The organism is Streptomyces chlorus (genome assembly GCF_042655885.1).
Taxonomy (GTDB): domain Bacteria; phylum Actinomycetota; class Actinomycetes; order Streptomycetales; family Streptomycetaceae; genus Streptomyces; species Streptomyces chlorus.
Map to the genome: position 1 here is coordinate 16,233 of NZ_JBHSOA010000044.1, position 20,404 is coordinate 36,636.

15 protein-coding genes are annotated in these 20,404 nt (G+C 72.1%); 6 read left to right on the plus strand and 9 right to left on the minus strand.

Annotation, left to right across the window (positions count from 1 at the left end):
- Nucleotides 1–7: 7 nt before the first annotated feature.
- Entirely contained in the window at nucleotides 8–1,843 is a 1,836-nt protein-coding gene (locus tag ACFPZI_RS21055) for a serine hydrolase (protein ID WP_381365114.1), read from the minus strand.
- Between the two features lie 386 nt (nucleotides 1,844–2,229).
- On the opposite strand from ACFPZI_RS21055, the gene ACFPZI_RS21060 reads away from it, so the two are divergent.
- Entirely contained in the window at nucleotides 2,230–3,726 is a 1,497-nt protein-coding gene (locus ACFPZI_RS21060) for an acyl-CoA synthetase (RefSeq protein WP_381365117.1), read from the plus strand.
- Nucleotides 3,727–3,760: 34 nt separating this feature from the next.
- On the opposite strand, the gene paaK is transcribed toward ACFPZI_RS21060, so the two are convergent.
- Together paaK and ACFPZI_RS21070 are read right to left on the minus strand one after the other, a co-directional pair.
- Nucleotides 3,761–5,056, minus strand: a complete 1,296-nt coding sequence (gene paaK, locus ACFPZI_RS21065) for a phenylacetate--CoA ligase PaaK (protein WP_381365330.1) — start codon at nucleotides 5,054–5,056, stop codon at nucleotides 3,761–3,763.
- Between the two features lie 197 nt (nucleotides 5,057–5,253).
- Nucleotides 5,254–7,098, minus strand: a complete 1,845-nt coding sequence (locus ACFPZI_RS21070; RefSeq protein ID WP_381365120.1) for an alkaline phosphatase family protein — start codon at nucleotides 7,096–7,098, stop codon at nucleotides 5,254–5,256.
- Between the two features lie 343 nt (nucleotides 7,099–7,441).
- Here ACFPZI_RS21070 and ACFPZI_RS21075 point away from each other — a divergent pair, with 343 nt between their 5' ends.
- From ACFPZI_RS21075 to ACFPZI_RS21085, 3 genes are all read left to right on the plus strand, one after another.
- On the plus strand, nucleotides 7,442–7,684 hold the full coding sequence (locus ACFPZI_RS21075) for a DUF397 domain-containing protein (RefSeq protein ID WP_042172421.1): 243 nt from the start codon (nucleotides 7,442–7,444) through the stop codon (nucleotides 7,682–7,684).
- 182 nt (nucleotides 7,685–7,866) lie between these two features.
- The gene (locus ACFPZI_RS21080) at nucleotides 7,867–8,772 is read left to right on the plus strand and encodes a universal stress protein (protein WP_381365123.1); all 906 of its coding nucleotides are present in this window, start codon (nucleotides 7,867–7,869) and stop codon (nucleotides 8,770–8,772) included.
- A 127-nt stretch (nucleotides 8,773–8,899) separates the two neighbouring features.
- Nucleotides 8,900–9,397, plus strand: a complete 498-nt coding sequence (locus ACFPZI_RS21085) for a hypothetical protein (protein ID WP_381365126.1) — start codon at nucleotides 8,900–8,902, stop codon at nucleotides 9,395–9,397.
- Nucleotides 9,398–9,466: 69 nt separating this feature from the next.
- Here ACFPZI_RS21085 and ACFPZI_RS21090 read toward each other — a convergent pair whose 3' ends face one another.
- Together ACFPZI_RS21090 and ACFPZI_RS21095 are read right to left on the minus strand one after the other, a co-directional pair.
- Nucleotides 9,467–11,458: an N-acetylmuramoyl-L-alanine amidase gene (locus ACFPZI_RS21090; protein WP_381365128.1), complete on the minus strand. Its 1,992-nt coding sequence runs from the start codon at nucleotides 11,456–11,458 to the stop codon at nucleotides 9,467–9,469.
- Nucleotides 11,459–11,798: 340 nt separating this feature from the next.
- Nucleotides 11,799–12,938 carry an aminoglycoside phosphotransferase family protein gene (locus ACFPZI_RS21095; protein WP_381365131.1) on the minus strand — a complete coding sequence of 380 codons (1,140 nt, stop codon included), beginning with the start codon at nucleotides 12,936–12,938 and terminating at the stop codon, nucleotides 11,799–11,801.
- 234 nt (nucleotides 12,939–13,172) lie between these two features.
- Between ACFPZI_RS21095 and ACFPZI_RS21100 the strand changes: the two genes are divergently transcribed.
- Complete coding sequence (locus tag ACFPZI_RS21100; protein ID WP_381365134.1) at nucleotides 13,173–14,666, plus strand: DNA-binding protein NsdB; 1,494 nt, start codon at nucleotides 13,173–13,175, stop codon at nucleotides 14,664–14,666.
- Between the two features lie 88 nt (nucleotides 14,667–14,754).
- On the opposite strand, the gene ACFPZI_RS21105 is transcribed toward ACFPZI_RS21100, so the two are convergent.
- From ACFPZI_RS21105 to ACFPZI_RS21115, 3 genes are all read right to left on the minus strand, one after another.
- On the minus strand, nucleotides 14,755–16,179 hold the full coding sequence (locus ACFPZI_RS21105) for a PP2C family protein-serine/threonine phosphatase (RefSeq protein WP_381365137.1): 1,425 nt from the start codon (nucleotides 16,177–16,179) through the stop codon (nucleotides 14,755–14,757).
- Between the two features lie 396 nt (nucleotides 16,180–16,575).
- Entirely contained in the window at nucleotides 16,576–17,670 is a 1,095-nt protein-coding gene (locus ACFPZI_RS21110; RefSeq protein ID WP_381365140.1) for a baeRF3 domain-containing protein, read from the minus strand.
- A gap of 68 nt (nucleotides 17,671–17,738) precedes the next feature.
- On the minus strand, nucleotides 17,739–19,313 hold the full coding sequence (locus ACFPZI_RS21115) for an alpha/beta fold hydrolase (protein WP_381365143.1): 1,575 nt from the start codon (nucleotides 19,311–19,313) through the stop codon (nucleotides 17,739–17,741).
- A gap of 272 nt (nucleotides 19,314–19,585) precedes the next feature.
- Here ACFPZI_RS21115 and ACFPZI_RS21120 point away from each other — a divergent pair, with 272 nt between their 5' ends.
- Nucleotides 19,586–19,753 carry an LPXTG cell wall anchor domain-containing protein gene (locus ACFPZI_RS21120; RefSeq protein ID WP_381365146.1) on the plus strand — a complete coding sequence of 56 codons (168 nt, stop codon included), beginning with the start codon at nucleotides 19,586–19,588 and terminating at the stop codon, nucleotides 19,751–19,753.
- A 48-nt stretch (nucleotides 19,754–19,801) separates the two neighbouring features.
- Here the strand turns inward: ACFPZI_RS21120 and ACFPZI_RS21125 are convergent, their stop codons facing one another.
- Nucleotides 19,802–20,287 carry a nucleoside deaminase gene (locus ACFPZI_RS21125; RefSeq protein ID WP_381365149.1) on the minus strand — a complete coding sequence of 162 codons (486 nt, stop codon included), beginning with the start codon at nucleotides 20,285–20,287 and terminating at the stop codon, nucleotides 19,802–19,804.
- Nucleotides 20,288–20,404 lie beyond the last annotated feature (117 nt).

The window sequence follows — 20,404 nt, forward strand, 5'->3', positions numbered from 1 at the left end:
CCCCGGTTCAGTCGGCGGAGCGGGTCCATCCCGTCGCCTTGACGCGTGCGGCGTCCGCCGGACGGGCCTCGTCGAACAGAACGCGGCCGTCGGCCCGCACGCGCATCCCGTCGACGTAGACACCACGCCCCACGTACAGCCGGTCCGTCGCGTACCGCCAGCGCAGGGTGAGGCTCCGCGCGGCGGGCAGGCCGGCGGTGAGCCCGTGCCAGACCCGGCCCGACCAGCCCGTCGCGGTGCCCGCCGCATGCTGCTCCGGTGCCTCGTCCCGGCGCTCGGTGGCGAACGGCACCGGCTGCCAGGTGGTGCCACTGTCGGTCGTGGCTTCCAGGGTGAGGAGGTCGGCGTGTGGCTCGGTGTCCCACCACAGGGCACAGCGCAGCCGTGCCCCACCGGATGATGTGTCCAGCGCGGGCAGCGTGAGTGTCGCCGTCGTCGAACCGGCCATTCCGGAGAACCAGGACGTTCGTCCGTCCCGTCCGTCCCGTCCATCCCGCCCGTCGCGCCCCGGAGCCGGCCCGACCGGGACCGCGCGGGCCAGCTGGTTCGCGGCGGCGACCCGGGGAGCCGAGCCGGAGCGCCAACTACGTACCGGATGAACCGAGTTGCCCAGGACGACGAGGAACGAGTCGGTCGTCGGGTCGAGCACCAGCGAGGTGCCGGTGAACCCGGTGTGGCCCGCCGTGCGCGGGGTGGCCATCGCGCCCATGTACCAGTGCTGGTAGAGCTCGAAGCCCAGGCCGTGCTCGTCCCCGGGGAAGTCGGAGTTGAAGTCGGTGAACATCAGCTCCACCGACTTCGGTCCGAGGATGCGCGCCCGGCCGTAGCCGCCGCCGTTGAGCAGGGTCCGCCCGAGGACCGCCAGATCCCAGGCGCAGGAGAACACACCCGCGTGGCCCGCGACCCCGCCCAGGCTGTAGGCGTTCTCGTCGTGCACCTCGCCCCACACCAGCCCCCGGTCGAGGCCGGACCAGGGCAGACGGGCGTCCTCGGTGGCGGCGATCCCCGGTTTCCAGGAGGCGGGCGGGTTGTAGCGGGTGCGGTCCATACCCAGGGGGCCGGTGATCTCGTCCCGCAGGAGGACGTCCAGGGAGCGGCCGGTGACCTTCTCGAGCACCAGCTGGAGCGAGATCAGGTTCAGGTCCGAGTACAGATACGCCGTTCCGGGCGCGCTGACGGGTACCTCGTCGAGGACGAGCCGGACGTGCTCCTCGTAGGTGGGCGCCTTGTAGAGCGGGATCCAGGCGCGGAAACCCGAGGTGTGCGTGAGTAGATGACGGAGCGTCATGTCCGCCTTGCCGGCGCGGCCGAAGTCCGGCAGGTACGAGGCGACGGCCGCCTCCAGCTCCAGCGTGCCCCGCTCGATCTGCTGCACCGCGAGGACGGAGGTGAACAGTTTCGACACCGAGGCCAGGTCGAAGACGGTGTCCTCGGTCACGGGGATCTGCCGGTCCGCCGGAAACTCGACGCCGGTGTCGGTCTTCTCGTCGTACGCCTGGTAGCGCACCGCCATGCCGATGGGCCGGTGCAGGGCCACGGTGCCGCCGCGCCCGGCGAGGAGCACGGCGCCCGCGTACCAGGGGTGTTCGGGCGACGGGCCGAGGAACGCCTCGGCGTCGGTGACGAGTTGGTCCAGATGGCCGGCGAGCAGCCCGGCCCGCCGGGCCGGCCCACGCCGCAGGGTCGGGTGTCCACCGCCCGCCGCAGCCGATTTCGCCGAAGCCGGTGAGGCCGCCGAGACCGGGCCGGCCGGGAGGGCGGCGAAGGCCAGGGCGCCGCCCAAGGCCATTGCACGTCCGCCGAGTTGACGACGCGTAACGCCGCTCGACTCTTCGTCCACCATGGAGGGTTCCTCCCGTGTCGTAGCCGCGGCCGGCGGCCTGAAAGATTCTTTCGGGGATCGCCTTGCGGGGTGAAACTTTCCTGTCAGGTGCGGGATGTGTCAATGGGGTGTGCGTGGCCATGGAGGGTGGGCGGAGCGCGGCCGATCCCCTCGACACTCGCCTGACGAGACATCAGGAAAACCCTTCTGTCGTCCGAGACCGCATCCTGCGCCCATGCAGACGGAGCCGAGCAGTCCCTGGGAGCCGAGCACGCCGCCTTCGGCTTCACGCCGTTCCCCGCTGCCGCCGCGGGGCCGGCCTGGGGGTAGTCGGCACGGTCCACCCGGACCGTTCGGCCGGCCCGGTGACTTGACCTCCCCGGCCGGTGAACCGAGGATCGTCTTCCATGACGCCCGGACACACCAGCACGGTTGACGGACTCCTACGACGCAGCGCCCGCCGCACCCCGGCGCGCGTCGCCGTCGAGTACGGCGACCGCACCTGGACGTACGACGCACTCGACACCGCCGTCTCCCGCGCGGCGAGCGTCCTGCTCGGCACGGGACTGTCGCCCGGCGACCGGGTCGGCGCCTACGGCCACAACTCCGACGCCTACCTGATCGGCTTCCTCGCCTGCGCCCGCGCGGGCCTGGTGCACGTACCGGTCAACCAGAACCTGACCGGCGACGACCTCGCCTACCTCGTCGGCCAGTCCGGCAGCGGCCTGGTCCTCGCGGACCCCGACCTCGCCGGGCGGCTCCCGGACGGCATACGGACGCTGCCCCTGCGCGACGCCGACGGCTCGCTGCTCGACCTGCTGGCCGAGGCGCCCGCCCACGACGGTCCCGAGCCGCGCTCCGAGGACCTGGTGCAGCTGCTCTACACCTCCGGCACCACCGCCCGGCCCAAGGGCGCGATGATGACCCACCGCGCCCTGGTGCACGAGTACCTGAGCGCCATCACCGCCCTCGACCTCCGGGCGGGCGACCTCCCCGTGCACGCACTGCCGCTCTACCACTCGGCGCAGATGCACGTCTTCCTGCTGCCCTACCTCGCGGTCGGCGCGACCAGCGTCATTCTCGACGCGCCCGACGGCGACCGGATCTTCGACCTGATCGAGGCGGGCCGCGCGGACAGCCTGTTCGCCCCGCCCACGGTCTGGATCGGCCTGTCCCACCGCCCCGACTTCGCGACCCGGGACCTGAGCGGACTGCGCAAGGCGTACTACGGGGCGTCGATCATGCCGGTACCGGTCCTGGAGCGGCTGACCCGGCGGCTGCCGGACCTGGCCGTCTACAACTGCTTCGGGCAGAGCGAGATCGGCCCGCTGGCGACCGTCCTCGCCCCCGACGAGCACAAGGGGCGCATGGAATCCTGCGGGCGGCCCGTGCTGTTCGTGGACGCGCGGGTGGTCGACGAGGACGGCAAGGACGTACCCGACGGGACACCCGGTGAGATCGTCTACCGGTCGCCCCAGCTGTGCGAGGGGTACTGGGACAAGCCCGAGGAGACCGCCGAGGCCTTCCGCGACGGCTGGTTCCACTCCGGGGACCTCGCGGTGCGGGACGCCCACGGCTACTTCACCATCGTCGACCGGGTGAAGGACGTCATCAACTCCGGCGGCGTCCTGGTCGCCTCGCGGCAGGTCGAGGACGCGCTGTACACGCACGAGGCGGTCGCCGAGGCGGCCGTGATCGGCCTTCCCGACGACCGCTGGGTGGAGGCCGTCACGGCGGTCGTCGTCGCGCGGGGCGAGGCGACGGAGGAGGAGCTGATCGCGCACGCGCGCGAGCAGCTCTCCTCCTTCAAGGTGCCGAAGAGGGTGCTGTTCGTGGACGAGCTGCCGCGCAACGCCAGCGGGAAGATCCTCAAGCGGGAGCTGCGCGACCGCTTCACCGGGTGAGCGCGGTATCCGACTCGGCGTGAACCGGCGCGGCTCAGCGCGGACGCAGGTCCACGATCCGCCGGATCTTGCCCACCGACCGCTCCAGCGTCTCCGGATCGACGATCTCCACCCCGACCGACACCCCGATGCCGTCCTTCACGGCCGCCTCGACGGACCGGGCCGCCGCCGCGCGAGTGGCGGCGTCCGCGTCCGGCCGGGCCTCGGCGCGCACCGTGAGGGCGTCCATACGGCCCTCCCGGGTGAGCCGGAGCTGGAAGTGCGGCGCCACGCCCGGTGTGCGCAGCACGATCTCCTCGATCTGGGTGGGGAAGAGGTTCACGCCGCGCAGGATCACCATGTCGTCGCTGCGGCCGGTGACCTTCTCCATGCGCCGGAAGGTCCGGGCCGTCCCCGGCAGCAGCCGGGTCAGGTCCCGCGTCCGGTACCGGACGACGGGCATCGCCTCCTTGGTGAGCGAGGTGAACACCAGTTCGCCCCGCTCGCCCTCCGGCAGCACCTCACCGGTGAGGGGATCGACGACCTCCGGGAGGAAGTGGTCCTCCCAAATGTGCAGTCCGTCCTTGGTCTCCACGCACTCCTGCGCGACACCCGGTCCGATGACCTCCGACAGTCCGTATATGTCGACCGCGTCGATCGCGAACCGCTCCTCGATCTCCTGCCGCATCCGCTCCGTCCAGGGCTCGGCGCCGAAGATCCCCACGCGCAGGGAGGTGCCGCGCGGATCGACGCCCTGCCGCTCGAACTCGTCCAGCAGGGTGAGCATGTAGGACGGCGTCACCATGATCACCGCGGGCTTCAGGTCCTGGATCAGCTGCACCTGCCGGGCCGTCATGCCGCCGGAGGCGGGGATCACCGTGCAGCCGAGCCGCTCGGCGCCGTAGTGGGCGCCCAGGCCGCCGGTGAACAGGCCGTAGCCGTACGCCACATGTACCGTGTCCCCGGGCCGCCCGCCCGCCGCGCGGATCGAACGGGCCACCATGTCCGCCCACATGGACAGGTCGCCCTCGGTGTAGCCGACCACCGTGGGGCGCCCGGTGGTCCCGCTGGAGGCGTGCAGCCGGCGGAGCCGTTCGCGCGGCACGGCGAACATTCCGTACGGGTAGTTCTCCCGCAGGTCCGCCTTGGTGGTGAACGGGAACCGGGACAGGTCGACGAGGGAGCGGCAGTCGTCCGGGTGGACGCCCGCCGCGTCGAAGGACGCCCGGTAGAACGGCACATGGTCGTAGGCGTGCCGCAGTGAGGACCGCAGCCGCTCCAGCTGGAGTGCCCGCAGCTCCTCCACGCCGAGCCGTTCCGCCGAGTCGAGCAGGTCCACCGCCTGAGTCATCAGGAACTTCCCCTCGCTCATCGCACCCATCGCATCAATCATGCCAATACGGGCGACCGATCATTCGGTCGTTCCCGCAGGCATCAGTAATCCAGCCCGACCCCGCCCAAGGCAAGGGCCGGGGCGCACTTCTTCCGCGCGTCGGGGGTGCCGTGAGTGGGGGAGAGGGGAGCGGGGTGGGGCCGGGAGGTCTCCGCTCAGCCGGTGGCGCCGGACGCGCCGCCGCTCCCGCCGCCGTGCTTGCCTCCCTGCGGTCCGTACGCGGTCATGAAGCGGTCGCGGAACTCGTCCATGCCCCAGCGCGGGGCGTCGGGCGCGGGCTTGAGGCCGTCGGTCCAGTTCCAGTCCGCCACCCGGTCCAGGACCTTCTGGTCGCGGGCGACGATCGTGATCGGCACGTCCTTGTCGGTGCTGCCGGCGGTGACGGTCGGGACCGGCTGGTGGTCGCCGAGGAAGACCAGGACCGTGTCCTCGTCGCCGTACCGCTCCATCCACTCGGTCAGGCTGCGCAGCGAGTACTCGATGGACTTGCGGTACTCGGTGCGTACCTTCTCCGGGTCCTGCCAGACCTCCACGGGGTCGGTGCCCTCCTTCTTGATCTCGTGGAACACGGAGCCGTCGCCGAGGTCGTCCCAGTCGAGCATGCGGGCGTTGGGGGACCACGGGTTGTGGCTGGAGGCGAGGATGATCTCCGCCATGATCGGCTGCCGGTCCTTCCTGCCGTGCTCCAGACGCTCGAAGGCCTCCATGGTGAACTGGTCGGGCACCGGCGTCCAGCTGAAGTACGGGCCCTGGTAGCCGAGGTGCTCGGAGTCGTAGATGTGGTCCAGGCCGAAGTACTTGCCCTCCGGCCACGCCCGCCGCACCCCGGGCACGATGCCGACGGTCCGCCAGTCACCGGCCTTGCGGAAGTAGTTGGTGAGGGTCATGCGGTCGCTGGTGGTGAGGCTGCGGTAGCGCTGCTGGTTCTTGATCCACAGGCCGGACAGGAAGGTGGAGTGGGCGAGCCAGCTGCCCGCGCCCGTCACCGGCGACCTGAGCCAGCCGCTGCGCGACTCGAAACCGGCGGCCTTCAGGGTGCCGGTGCCCTCCTTCAGTACCGCGTCGATCGGCTCCGCCATCGCCGGATCGTCGATCGCGACCCGGCCGTAGCTCTCGACGAAGGTGAACAGGACGTCCTTGCCGCGCAGCCCGGTGAACAACTGGTCCGGTGGAGTATCGGCGAAGGCGTCGACGGCGGCCTCCTGCTCGAAGACCCGTGCGTCCCTGAGCCCCGCGCGCACCTGTTCCACGCGGTTGCCCAGCATCTCCGCGGTGCCCTTGGTGGCGAGCGGGACGCCGGTGATCTGCACGCCCAGGGTGACACAGGTGATCCACGCGATGCCGAGGACCAGGGTGGTGCGGACGGCGGCCGGACGGTGGCGGACCATCAGGTTCGTGATCCGCACCGCCGCCAGCGTCATCAGCACCAGCAGGGCGACGAACAGGACGATCACACCGATCACGGCGAGGATCTGCCCGCCCCGGCCGAACGACTCCCGGACGAACTCGGCCGCGTCGTCGAACAGGATCCAGTCGAGCACCAGGTCGAACGGCCGGGCCAGCACCTGGTAGAACCCCATGTCCACCATCTTCAGGACGGTGAGCAGACCGAGCAGGGTGCCCGAGACCACCGCCGTGATCCGCCGGGGCCTCGGCGGCAGCGCGAGCAGCAGCGTCGCCAGCAGGACACCCTCGGCCGGGATGCGGAGGAACGCCTCGGGGGACAGCCGCTCCACACGGTTCGGCACGAGGAGCGCGAACAGCAGCAGCGCTCCGGCCAGGACGGTCGTCCCTACGGTGACACCGCGGGCGGCGCGGGGGTGGTCGCGGCGCCAGCGGTCCCGTCGCGTGGGCGCCGGGCCGTCGGGGGTCTCCTCGAAGGGCTTCGGCGTGTCGGCGGGGGCGGTGGGGCTGTCGGTGGTTTCGGCCGGTCCGTCGTCCGGGTCCGCTCCGCTCTCGGTGGGGTCCGACAGCTGACGGGAGCGTGTGAAGAGCTGCACCCGGGGGTCCTTCCGTGCGGTATTGCGAGGGCATGGCACACCGGGCCCGTGAACGGGCCTGCCGCCACCAGTACGTGCGCACGTCATCCCGCGTTCAATCGTGCGGTCCGGAGTCCGCGGTCCGAAGTCCGCCGTCAGGACGCCGGCGGTCCCGGCGCGCGCGTCACGTGCGCCTTGCTCCGATCAGCCCCCCCGCCTCCTGACCCGTCCGCACCGCGTCCGTGTCGTGCCCGCGCCGAACCCGTGCCGTTCCTGTGGAAAGGCACTCCTGACATGACCTGTCGGCGGCCGGAACCGATCGCTAGGCTGGCCGCGGACAACGGAAATCGGGAGGAGCACGGACGTGGCCGAAAGCACCACCCAGCAGCGACCGCTCACCGGCTGGGACAAGCCCGACCTGGACCTGAGCAACGCACAGTGGCAGTCCAGCAGCCGAGGCCTGGGGGATGTCCAGATCGCCTTCGTGGAGGGCTTCATCGCCATGCGGAACAGTGGGCGCCCTCAGAGCCCTTCCCTGATCTTCACCCCGGCCGAATGGGGCGCCTTCGTGTCCGGAGCCCGGGAGGGGGAGTTCGACCTGACGTGAGCAGGGCGCGTACGCCCCGGGGTGCACTCCTTGGGGCCTGCCGACCGGTGAGCGGAAGGACCGCCGGGCAGGTGTTGCCGCCGATCTTCTGGACACACGACCAGGGATACTCTTCCAGGGCCGGGCCCGAGCCAGGCCGGCCCCGGAAAATGAGCGCCGTAGTCCGGAAGTGAGGAACCCCCATGAGCAGCCAGCCGGTCGTCGCGGCGGTCGACGGTTCGGACGACAGTCTGCGCGCCCTGGAGTGGGCCCTCGACGCCGCACACCGGCGCGAGGCCCCCCTGCGGGTGGCGCACGTACGTCAGTACGCCCTCTGGGGACGGCCCGACGCGGCGCCCGCCGTTCTTCCCGCAGCCGAGGACGACGCGGTCCTCGGTCTGGTCCGCGGCCGGCTGGAGGGCCGGACCGGCCTCCCCGCCGTCGACTTCGTCGCCCTGGACGGCGCTCCCGGCGCCGTCCTGCCCGAACTGGGGGCCACGGCACAGCTGCTGGTGCTCGGCTCCCGAGGTCGCGGCGGTTTCGCCAGCCTGCTGCTCGGCTCCAACTCCCTTGCCGCGGCCCGGGATGCCGAATGCCCCGTCGTCGTGGTCCCCCGGCCCGCCCGGGACAGCGGCACGCCCGCCGAGGCATCCGGGGCGGGTCCCGGCGTCGTCGTCGGCGTGAACGTCGACAGCCCCGACGAGGCCACCCTCGCCTTCGCCTTCCGTGAGGCCGCCCTGCGCGGCGCCGGGCTCCGCGTCCTGGCCGCCTATCCGTGGCCCCTGCAGACCTGGATGCTGCCGGGAGAGATGCCCGCGCCGCAGATCGACCAGAGCGCCGTCGAGCACGAGACCCGCATCCTCGCCGACGGCTTCCTCGCCCCGCACCGTGAACGGCACCCAGAGGTCACCACCGAGATCCGGGTGCTGCCCGGGGACGCCGCCGGGCACCTGGTCGCGGCCTCCGAGGGCGCCGGGCTGGTGATCGTGGGACGCCACCGGCGACGCCTGCTGGCACCGGCCCGCATGATGGGCTCCGTCACCCAGGCCGTCCTGCTCCACGCGGCGAGCCCCGTCGCGGTGGTCCCGCCGGCGCCGCCGGAGGAGTAGCCCCCGCAAAAAGCTGTGGGCCGTCCACAAGGACTGTCCGCAGGGCCGAGGACAACGGCGGACCGGGTGGGCGTGACGGGCGTCGCCCGGCCGTCCGCCCGCGGGTCCGGGCACGTACCATGGCGGCATGTCGTTCCTCCGCCGCCGCAGCGCCACTCCCGCTGGACCCGACTTCGACGTCCTGGCCATGGACCCGGGCGACTGGCCCGGGAATCTGGGCGCCGGGCTGCTGCCCGCCCCCGACTGCACCTGCCAGGGCGTCTTCCTGCGCTACGACCTGTTCGGCGGCCGCGGCCCCGCGATGATCATCGGCAATCTGCCGGAGGGCTCCACGGCCCGCGAGGTCCCCGAGGGCGAGGTTCCCTTCGAGGTCGGACAGCTGCTGTTGGCGCTGGAGAACGACGAGGAGGTGACCGTCGTCGGCACCGAGGACGTGCCCGTGATGCAGGGCGACAACCTGCTCATCGTGCGCCGGGTGAAGCTCTCCGAGAGCCGGATCTCCTGCGTGCAGTTCGACCGCAGCGACAAGGTGCTGGTCACCATCGCCGCCTGGGACCGCCCCATCACCGACGACCTGTACACCCTCCTCAAGCCGCTGCCCGCCGAACTGTTCCAGCAGGGCTGACCGGCTCGGACCGGCCCTTGTTCCCCGACCGGGAACAAGGGCCGGAACCGAGCCTCAGGGCGGCCGCCGCTACACCGTTTTCACCGTCACGTCCGCCGCCCGCACGAACGCGACCCGGTGGCCGAACTGGATCTGGTAGTACAGCTCCTTGCCCCGGACCACCTGGTGCGAGGACCGGTCGAAGGTCACCGCGTACAGGTACTCACCGGGCACCTTGCCCCCGGTGACGTACTGCTGGCCCTTCAGCAGCGTGTACGGCAGCGGGGACACGTCCTGTACGGGCACCCCCTCCGGGTAGGCGGCCTTCTCCGGGTAGGCGCGTCCGTACACCGGCACGGAGTCCAAGCCCCTTTTCGGGGTCACCACCCGGCCCGCGGCGGGCACCGCGGTGGGCTGCTCCTTCGGGTTCCTGAACCAGGCCTTCTGCCCCAGGTACCAGATCGCGGTCCAGCCGTCCCACCGGTCGGCGACCGCGTACTGCTGGCCGGTCGACACCCGTGAGGACAGGTCGTTCACCCCGGTCGTCGGGTTCGAACCCAGGCCGATGTCCCTGATCAGGGCGGACTTCTCGTCGTGATCGGAGTACAGCCGTACCGCACTGGACCCGTGCACCGCGCACGGCTCGCCCGCGGTCTCGCAGCCCGTGAACACCGGGCCGTGGGCGGCGTAGTCGGGGCGGATCGTCACCAGGCCGCCGTTCTTCCCGGCCGTGGCCTCGAACGGGCTGCCCAGCAGCTCGAAGTAGTGCGCCCAGTCCCAGTAGGGCCCGGGGTCCGTGTGCATGCCGGGCACGGTCGCCGCGGTCGTACCCGGCACGGTGTCGTGACCGAGGATGTGCTGCCGGTCCAGAGGGATGTCGTACTTCTCGGCGAGATACCGCACCAGACGGGCCGAGGAACGGTACATCGCCTCGGTGTACCAGGCGTCCGGTTCCGCCAGGAAGCCCTCGTGCTCCAGCCCGATCGACCCGGCGTTGACGTACCAGTTGCCCGCGTGCCAGGGCACGTCCTTCACCTTCACATGCTGGGCGATGTGACCGTCGGTCGAGCGCAGACTGTAGTGCCACGACACATAGGTGGGGTCCTGCACCATGCTGAGAACACCCTCCCAGGCGCCCTCGGTGTCATGGACGACGACGTACCGGATCGGCTGCGAGGCAGGACGGTCCGACAGATCGTGGTTGCCGTAGTCGCCGTCCCCGAACTCCTCGTACGGCGCCGGGATCCACTCGCAGGACACCGTCGCGGGACACTCCGTGGCGGTGGTGGAGCCGGCGGACACGGTCCGCAGACCGGTGCCGGGTAGCGCCGACCGGTTTGGGGCGAGGTCCGGACGGGCGGCCAGGGCGACCGGCTCTCCCGTGTCCGTGACCCGGTGCGCACCGGCGCGGATCACCTCGTAGACCTCGTCCGCGTACGCCGCCGCCGACGCGGTGTCATCCGCTCCGGAGAAACGGGCCACCGCGCCGTACCAGTCCGCCGGGTCCTCGCTCGGCGCCCCGCCGAGCTCCCGCTGGGACTCGGCCAGCAGCGCGGCGCCGCCCGCCACGTTCGCGGCCGGGTCGTCGCGCAGCCGCTCGGCGCTCAGCCCGGTCAGCTCGGCCGCCTTCGGCAGGGTGGCCAGCCGGTCCGGGAGAGAACCGGCGTGCGGCACGGGGGCCTCGGGGCGCAGCGGAGGCCGGGCGTCATCGCCGCGGGGGTCCTCCGTCCCCTCGTCGTGATGCGACGTCGCCGCCGCCAGCGCGGTGCGGACGTCCGTGAGGTGCATCGGACCGTAGCCGCCGGTCACACTCGGCGCGCCCTCGTGCGTGTCCCAGCGGGACTGGAGGTAGGAGACGCCCAGCAGCACGCTCCGCGGCACCTCGTACGCGGTGGCCGCGGCGACGAAAGCTTCCTGCAGCCGGGTCTCGCCGGACGGGGCGGCAACCGGTGGGGCAGCGGACGGGGCCGCGCCGAGCAGCGGCAGCGTGAGCGCTGCCGCGGCCAGGGCGCCGGCCGTACGGCGGGCAGGGCGGGAACCGACGACCGGCGCACGGCCGGGTCGGGTGGGGGATCCTCGCAACGCGGTCTCCTGGGACGATCGGGCGGGACGGTCCGTACGAGCCACAGGGCCGTACGGAGGCCGGCGGTGCGTCTGTGCTACCGGCTGGCCGATGATCCGTCAATCATGCCCAGGAGAGGAGTGATTCCCCTGCCACTCGGGGTCCACGGGACTTTCGTGGCGGCGGCCCGGAGACCTGCGGTACGTCAATGGCGTACACCGATGGCGCCGGGAACCGGCCGTGAAATTCCGGGAACGTGCCAACACCGTGCCGAGACCCGGGGGAACGCGCCAGGACGTGCGAAGGCCCGCGGCGCCTCCCCACCGGGAAGCACTGCGGGCCTTCGCACGTCCTGTGGGGTCAGCGCGTGCCGACCGCCGCGCGCACGGCCTTGCGGGCCAACTGACAGTCGTCGTGCAGCCGCCGCAGCAGCAGCCGCTGCTCCTCGCCGGACGGCAGCGCGCCCGGCTGGGCCGCGTTCGGCGCCACCGGGGGCGCATCGTGCATCGAACGCTGCACGGCCGTCTCGTAGGTACGGATCTCACGCGTCAGCACCAGCATCAGGTTCACCAGGAACGCGTCGCGTGAGGCATGGCCCGCCGACTGCGCGATCTGGCTGATCTGCCGCCGCGCCACCGGCGCGTCCCCGAGGATCGCCCACAGCGTCGCCAGGTCGTAGCCCGGCAGGTACCAGCCCGCGTGCTCCCAGTCCACCAGCACTGGACCGGCCGGTGAGATCAGGATGTTGGAGAGCAGCGCGTCGCCGTGACAGAACTGGCCCATGCCGTGGCGCCCTGCCGCGTGCGCGATGCCGTGCAGCAGCTTCTGCAGATCGCCCATGTCCCGGTCGGTGAGCAGACCCAGCTCGTGATAGCGGGCGATCCGCGCCGCGTAGTCCAGCGGGGCGTCGAACGTACCGGAGGGCGGGCGCCATGTGTTCAGCCGGCAGATCGCGCCGAGCGCGGCCCTGATGTCCGCCCGTGGTGGTGCCTCCACCGGGTGCCGCTGCAGTGCCGCCACCCGGCCGGGCATCCGCTCGATCACCAGGGTGCAGTTGTCCGGGTCCGCCGCGATCAGCCGGGGTGCCCGCGCGGGCGGGCGATGCCGGACGAACGAGCGGTAGACCGCTATCTCGTGCCGGAACCGCTCGGCCCAGGCGGGCGAGTGATCCGTTAAGCACTTGGCCACCGCGGTGCTCCGGCCGGTCGTACCGACCAGGAGAACGGACCGGCCGTTGCGGCGCAGTACCTGCACCGGCGCGAACTCCGGACAGATGCGGTGCACCGACGCGATCGCCGAGCGTAACTGGGCGCCCTGGGGGCCGGACAGGTCGAGCCGGCCGCTGAGCTGCTGGGGGCCGGAGCCCGGGGCGCGCCGTGTCTTGCCCGCACCGAGTACGGGGGCCACCTGGCGAGCGGGGGCGAGGTAGGGGCCGCTGTCCGCCGGACGCGGACGGAGCGGCCGGGGCGGGGCGGACACGGAGGACGATGCTGCGTACATGGGTGATACAGATCCCTTCGTGTGCCTGCGACGTCAGTGCACCACACGGCCCGGTCGCCCAGGCGCATCCTGGGGAATGCCCCGGCCAAGACCGGGTCGTGGTGGCGCATTCCTACTCGACACCCGATGACCCCTGGCACACCATCTGGCGCACCCTGGCGAACCCTGGCGAATAGTCGCCCGGCATCTTTCACCCGGCTACTGTCAACTCAGCCGAGAACCTGGGGGCTTGATGTGAGCGGACAACCCAACACCCGGCTCTCGGACCTGTTCGGCCTGGCCGGCTGGTCCAAGGGCGAACTCGCGAGGCTGGTCAACCGGCAGGCGGCGGCCATGGGCCATCCCCAGCTGGCGACCGACACCTCCCGAGTGCGGCGCTGGATCGACATGGGAGAGATCCCGCGCGATCCCGTCCCACGGGTGCTGGCGGCCCTGTTCACCGAGCGTCTCGGCCGTGTCGTGACCATCGAGGATCTCGGTCTGGTCCGGCACGGGCGTACGGGGAAACGGCAGAGCGGCGGGAGTACGGAACATCCCGACGGTGTGCCGTGGGCGCCCGAGCGGACGGCCGAGGTCCTCACCGAATTCACGGGAATGGACCTCATGCTCAACCGACGCGGCTTGGTGGGCGCGGGCGCCGCGCTCACCGCGGGATCCGCACTCACCGGCGCCATGCACGACTGGCTGCACACGGATCCCGCCCTGACCACTGACGCTCCCCGGCTCGACCATCCGCTGCACGCCGACTCCGCCGGGTACGACCGGTACGAGGCCGCCCCCATCGGGTCCCAGGAGATCGAGGAACTCGAGCGCTCCGTGGAGGTGTTCCGCGCCTGGGACGCCGCCCGGGGCGGCGGCCTCCAGCGCAAGGCGGTGGTCGGCCAGCTCAACGAGGTGGGCGGCATGCTCGCCTACCACCACCCACCCCATCTCCAGCGGCGCCTGTGGGGCGTCGCCGCCAACCTCGCCGTCCTCGCCGGGTGGATGTCGCACGACGTCGGCCTGGAACCCACGGCGCAGAAGTACTTCGTCATCGCCGCGCACGCCGCCCGGGAGGGCGGCGACCGGCCGCGCGCGGGGGAGGCACTGTCCCGCGCGGCCCGCCAGATGGTCCACCTCGGCCGGCCCGACGAGGCCCTGGACCTGCTGAAACTCGCCCACTCGGGCTCGGGCGAGGAGGCCCTGCCGCGCACCCGCGCGATGTTCCACACCATCGAGGCCTGGGCACAGGCGTCCATGGGCAAGGGGCGGGCGATGCGCCGCACCCTGGGCCGGGCCGAGGACCTGTTCGTCTCCGACCGGGGGCCGGACCAGGAGCCGCCGGACTGGATGCAGACCTTCAAGGACGAGGACCTGTACGGCATGCACGCCCTGGCCTACCGCACGCTGGCCGAGTTCGAGCCCGGCGCGGCGGTGCACGCCCAGCACTACGCGGAGAAGGCGCTGTCCCTGCGCATCGACGGCAGGGAGCGGTCGAAGATCTTCGACCACCTCTCCATGGCCTCCGCCTGCTTCATCGCCGACGACCCGGAACAGGCCGACCGGTACGCGCGTCTCGCACTGATGTCGATGGGCTCCAACTCCTCGCGCCGTACCTGGGACCGGCTGCGCGAGATGTACCGGCTCACCGCCGAGTACTCCTCGTATCCCAGGATCCAGGAACTGCGGGAGGAGATCAGGGCGGCCCTGCCGAGGCCCAGGGGCAAGGGGGGCAGCGCACGGGCGTAGCGGGGCCGGGGGAGCACGGGCGCTTCATCGCGAGGCCCGTTGTGCTTCTCGTACGAGGCGTCGACGCCGGATCAGAGGCTCAGGAGCCTTACGAGGCCACCCGGGCGACGAGCACACAGGCGTCGTCCTCGCGTTCTCTGTCACCGAACTCCCGCAGGACGGCCAGCAGACACTCCTGCGCGGTACGGCTTTTCGTGAACTGCGGGGCCAGGTCGACCAGTCGGCGGACGGATGCGGCCCCGGCCCGTCCGGGCACCAGCCCGTCGGTGTGCAGCAGCAGCAGGTCGCCGGCCTCGAGGGTCTCCTCGGCCTGCCCGTAGGAGGCGGCCGGGGCGGCGCCCAGCAGGACGCCGTCCGGGGCGTCCAGCGGGCGCCCCGTTCCGCTGCGGAACAGCAGGGGGACGGGGTGTCCGGCCTGCGCCCACACCAGGGAGCGTGTCTCGGGCCGGTAGCGCAGGCAGAGACCGCTGCCGAGGGCGGGCTGCCCGGTGGCGTCCAGTAACCGGTTGAGGCAGGCCATCAGCGGTCCGGGCTCGGTGCCGGACATCGCCATGCCCCGCATGGCGCCGAGCAGCATCGCCATGCCCGAGGCCACGCCGACGCCCTGCCCGGTCAGCTCGCCGACACTGAGCAGGGCGGTGCCGTCGGACAGTTCGAGGGCGTCGTACCACGCTCCGCCGGTCGCCGCACCCGTCGCCGACGGGAGGTGCCGGGCGGCGACGTCCAGGGTCCGGGGCCCCCTTCGCGGGAGCCGCAGGGAGTCGCGCCACGCCGGCAGCACGGCTTCCTGCAGCTCGACCGCGAGCCGGTGCTCGCTCCGCGCCGCGTCCTGTCCCGGGTGGCGCAGCGAGTCACGGGTCTCGCTGACCGCCCGTCGGTACCGGCGCAGTTCGCTGACGTCCCGCAGCACGGCCCACATCGAGGCGGTACTGCCGTCGGTCCCGAGGACCGGTTCGCCCATCATGTGCACGGTCCGGACGCTGCCGTCCGGGCGTATCAGCCGGAACTCGCCGTCGATGGGCCGGGCGTCGACGAGACAGCCCGTGACCATCGCCGTGAGCCTCGGCCGGTCCTCGTCGTGCACCAGCGACGGCAGCTCGTCGAGGGTGAGCGGCGGAGCGGCCGGGTCGCGGTCCAGGATGCGGTACAGCTCCCCGGACCAACTGGCCTCGTCCGACAGCAGGTTCCACTCGGCACTGCCGACTCGGCTGAGCAGGGCGCCCTGCCTCGGCGTGGACTGCGTGGTGGGCGCGGGCCCGGCCGGCGCGGGTACGGGCAGCGGGCCGTCCCGCAGCTGGGCCAGGTGCTCGTCCAGGTCGTTGAGCTGGTGCAGTGCCAGGTCGTACAGTGCGCGCTGCCAGCGGTCCTGCGGGTCCGATGTGTCCGCCGGGGTGCCGCGCCGTACGGCGTCCACGTCGTCCTTGAGCCGCCGGGTCTGCGAGATGAGCGCGTCGACCGGGCCGCGTCCTGGCGGCTGGGCTTTTGAGCGGTCAGCGGAGAGGTGGGGCGGCATGACGCACTCCGATGTGGGACGGTTCGGGCCAGAGTCGGGTGGGGGGGCCGTTACGACTGTGGCACAGCCCGCCACGCCCTGTAAGGGATTCGGCAAGACACCTTGAGGTCATGCCCATGGCGTATGCCACCGTCTTCGCGGAGCTACTCGGGGGCATGTGCCGGGTACCGAATTGGCAGGCCAAATCCCTTGGGGCGCAAGTGACTTGATGAGGATTCCGGTCGACACCGACCGCACGCACGCATGTTCGACGGACAGGTGTTTGTTCGCAGAAGCGATCCGCGCCGCCCTCATCCCGGGGTGCCCGACCGGATTCCGGCCGGGCACCCCGGGACGGGACAGGCACCTCGCGACGGAACGTGCGGCAGCCCCTGGGGCCTGCCTGCTCCGCCTGCCTCAGTACCGCAGTACGCCCGCGATCCGGTCCGCGTCCCCGAGAGCGCCGTCCGGGACGAAGCGGACCTCGGCGCCCGTCTCCAGGCACTGCTCGACCAGCTCGTCCACGATGTCCTCGCGGGCGTCCAGGTCGCCGGACTCTGCGGCGACCAGATGCTCGCCCGCGTCGCGCACCGTCACCCGGAAGTTCTCCTCGACGGCCAGCAACTGGACCCGCCCGTCCCGGGTGTTCTGCCACAGCTCGTCGACCCCGGCCGCGAACCTCTTGCGCCCGCGGGCCGTCTCCAGGGCCCGGCGGACGTCCTCGGTGCTCTTGCGGGCCTCGCTCTCGAGCACGGGGCGCAGGGCCTGCCACACCGCGTCGGGCGTGCCGTGCGCAAGGCCGCCGTGCTGGACGTGCACCGCGTCCCGGGCCACACCGCCGGCCTCGCCCAGCAGGGACAGCGCGGCCGGCTCCCCGGTGACGTACAAGGGCCGCGGATGCTCGCGCAGGATCGCGCCCATCGCGGTGTCGGTCTCGCGCAGGAACCGGCGGGTGCCTTCGTCCCGGAAGGCGCTCGGCTGATCGCCGATCTGCTCCACGCGCTCGGGGTCGAAGTTCTCCACGGTGCGGATCAGGGGGAAGGCGCCGGCGTGCTCCTCGGTGACCCGGTCCGTGCCGCCGTTCCACAGCGTGGCCCGGTCCGGGGAGACGGACAGCACCCAGAAGGGGCGCTCCGCCGTGTGGGCGGACACCAGGTTGCGGGTGAGGAAGGTGTCCGAGAGCACCACACGCTCCGGCACCGACCGGGCGAGTGACCACACCTGGTGCTCGCCCGGGGCGGCGAAGATGACCAGGCCGTCCTCGGTGTGCGTCAGGTCGACCTCGGCCAGGGCCCGGTCGAGCTGCAGCTCCACTTCTCCACGCCGGTCCCGGGTGACCGCGGGATCGGCCTCCAGCTGTTTCTTGGCCTCGGCCACCACATTGCGCAGCCGGACCGGATCCTGGGCGTTGAGGGGATCGCGCCGGTGCGTCGGTGTCAGCACCGACACCGCGGGGTAGGGGCGCGGGCGTCGAAGCTCGGCAAGGGTTGCGGGACTCAGATCGTGCTCCATGACAGCACCATAGAGCCGAATCGCGGATCGGGCATTTGGGGCATTCGTTGCGTCGTTCGGGTAGGGGCTCATGGGCGGGTGCCGTCCTCGGCGCCGCAGGAGCTGCCGCTGGGCGGCAAGGTGCCGTAGAGGAGGAAGTCGTCGATCGCGCGGTGGACGCAGTCGGACGATCCGTAGCCGGTGTGGCCCTCGGCCCGGTTGTCCAGCACCACGGCCGACGGGCCGAGCCGCTCGGCCGTCTCCACCGTCCACCGGTACGGCGTGGCCGGGTCGCCCCGGGTGCCGACCAGCAGCATCTTCGGAGTGTCGACGTCCTTGACCTTCGCTCGGATGAAGTCGGTCCCCTTGGGGCGGCCGTGGCACATCAGCACCTGGGCGAGCCGGTAGCGGCCGAAGACCGGGGAGGCATCCTCGTAGGCGGTGCGCAGCCGGTCGAGGTCCCGGGTCACCTGCTCGGCGGCCGGGCGGTCGGGATCGTCCGCGCAGTTCACCGCCATCAGCGCGGCCGGCAGGTTGTCCAGCGGCACCTCCTCCTCGTCGACGAGCGGATCGTCGGCGCGATGCGGCAGGGGGAGTGTCACCCCGCCGGTGGCGAAGGCCTCCACCCCGCGTGTGTCCCCGTCCTCCATCAGCTCCGCGAGCGCCCGTTGCAGCAAGGGCCACAGTTCCCTGCTGTAGAGGCCCTGGCCCAGGGCGACCGCGAGGTCCTGGCCGGTGAACGCGTAGCCGAAATCGGTCGGTACGGGGTTCTCGTCGAGCGAGTTGACCAGCTTCACGGCCAACTGCCTTGCCTTGCGCGGGTCCTGGCCGAACGGGCAGGCGATGCCCTCGGTGCACCAGGTCAGGAAGTGCTCGAGCGCGGTCTGCTGGCCCCGTACGCTCGCCAGCCCCTGTTCGGCCAGCGGTTCGGTCAGCGTGTCCACCCCGTCCAGTACCAACCGGCCCACCCTCTCGGGGAACCGGGCCGCGTACACCGCGGCCAGCCGGGTTCCGTAGGAGAAGCCCAGGTAGTTGAGCTTCTTGTCGCCGAGCGCCTGCCGCATGACGTCCAGGTCCCGTGCGACGTTCACGGTGCCGATGTGCGGCAGGACCGGGCCCGAGCGCCGGGTGCACTCGGCCGCCACCTCGCGCAGCTGAGCGAGCGTTTTCCGCGGATCGGCCAGGTCCTCGCCGCCGGTTGCTTCCAGCGCCTGACCGGTGGCCTTCGTGCCGCAGCTGACCGGTGAGGAGCGGCCGACACCGCGCGGGTCGAAGGACACCACGTCGTAATCGTCGGTGAGGCCCATGAACTCCTTGCCGCCGTGGGCGAGCCCGAGGACCCCCGAACCGCCCGGCCCGCCGAAGTTCAGCACCACCGAGCCACGGGGGTCACCCGTGCCGCGGTAGCGGGCGAGGGCCAGTTCGAGGGCACCTTTGCCGGGTTCGGCGTAGTCGACCGGGACGGTGATCTTCCCGCACTGCAGGTCCTCGGGCAGGTCCGCGCCCTCGCACGCCGACCACTTGATCTTCTGGTCGTAGAACCGGTCGAGGCCGGGGTTCTCGGTGGCGGCCGCCGGGAGACCTGCGCCCAGCAGGGCCAGTCCGGCCGCCCCGGTGACCGCGCAGCGCCGGACCGGGAGTCGCATGGAGAGCTTGGCCAGCATCGATGCCTCCAGGGGCGCCCCACAGCGGACCGGGAACCGGCGCCCTCGATCACGATACGGGGACCCCACCGGCCCCGCCTGTCGGCCGGACGGCGCCCTGCCGTGCCCGGCCTGGCGCCCTGGAGCCCGTCGCCCCGTGTCTCCGTTCGGCAGCCGGTGCCGGAGTTCGAGCGGCGGGCGCTCCGCGGAGTGAACGGTGTGCGACTTTCGGACAAGCCATGATCCGGCCGGCGTGCCCGCGTTCTCTCCGGTGCGGGTGCGTGCCCGCGACCATGTCCGGAAGGCAGGCAACGGTCGCCCCCGTCGGCTCGAGCGCCCTCGCCGAAACGGGCGCGGACCAGACTTTCCCGGTCCTCGCCACCGGAGTGGCGCTCTTCCTCGGCGGGGTCGCCCTGTACCGCCGCTCCCGCCTGGGAGCGGGCACGGGCACGCAGGCCTGAGGCCGACGGGGGACAGGGCCCTTGGGACGGCGCCCCCCCCACGCCGGGTCAGCCGCCCGCGCGGTGGAACCTGTGGTGCAGCTGCCGCACGGCCTCCGTCAGTTCGGGGACGGGCCCGTCCACGGTCACGCCGGGGGCGATCTCGCTCACGGGCAGCGTCCGCACCGGCGGCGCGGGCACGCCCAGCTCGGTGAGCCAGGAACCCAACTGGGCGGAGGAGGCGACGTACACGATCCGGCCGAGGCCCACCCAGGCGTGCGCGGCGGCACACATCGGGCAGTGCTCGCCGGAGGTGTACACAGTGGCGGCGGCCCGCTCACCGGGCGTCATCCGGGCCGCCGCCCAGCGCGCCAGCTCGAACTCGGGGTGCCGGGTACGGTCCCCGGAGGCCACCCGGTTGTGGTCCTCGGCGAGTACGGTGCCGTCGTCGGCCACCAGGACCGAACCGAACGGCTCGTCCCCGGCCTCCAGCGCCTCGGTGGCCAGCTCCACGCAGCGGCGCAGATAGGGCAGTTCGGTGTCCTTCACAACCATGGGGCGAGGCCTTTCTCCCGGGGAGTGGGTAGACGGCAACCCTATGCTCGGGCGCCGTGCGGACGCGATGCCAAATCCCGTTGCCAGGCCGGGCGGTCCCGTGTTGGGGTGTGCCGT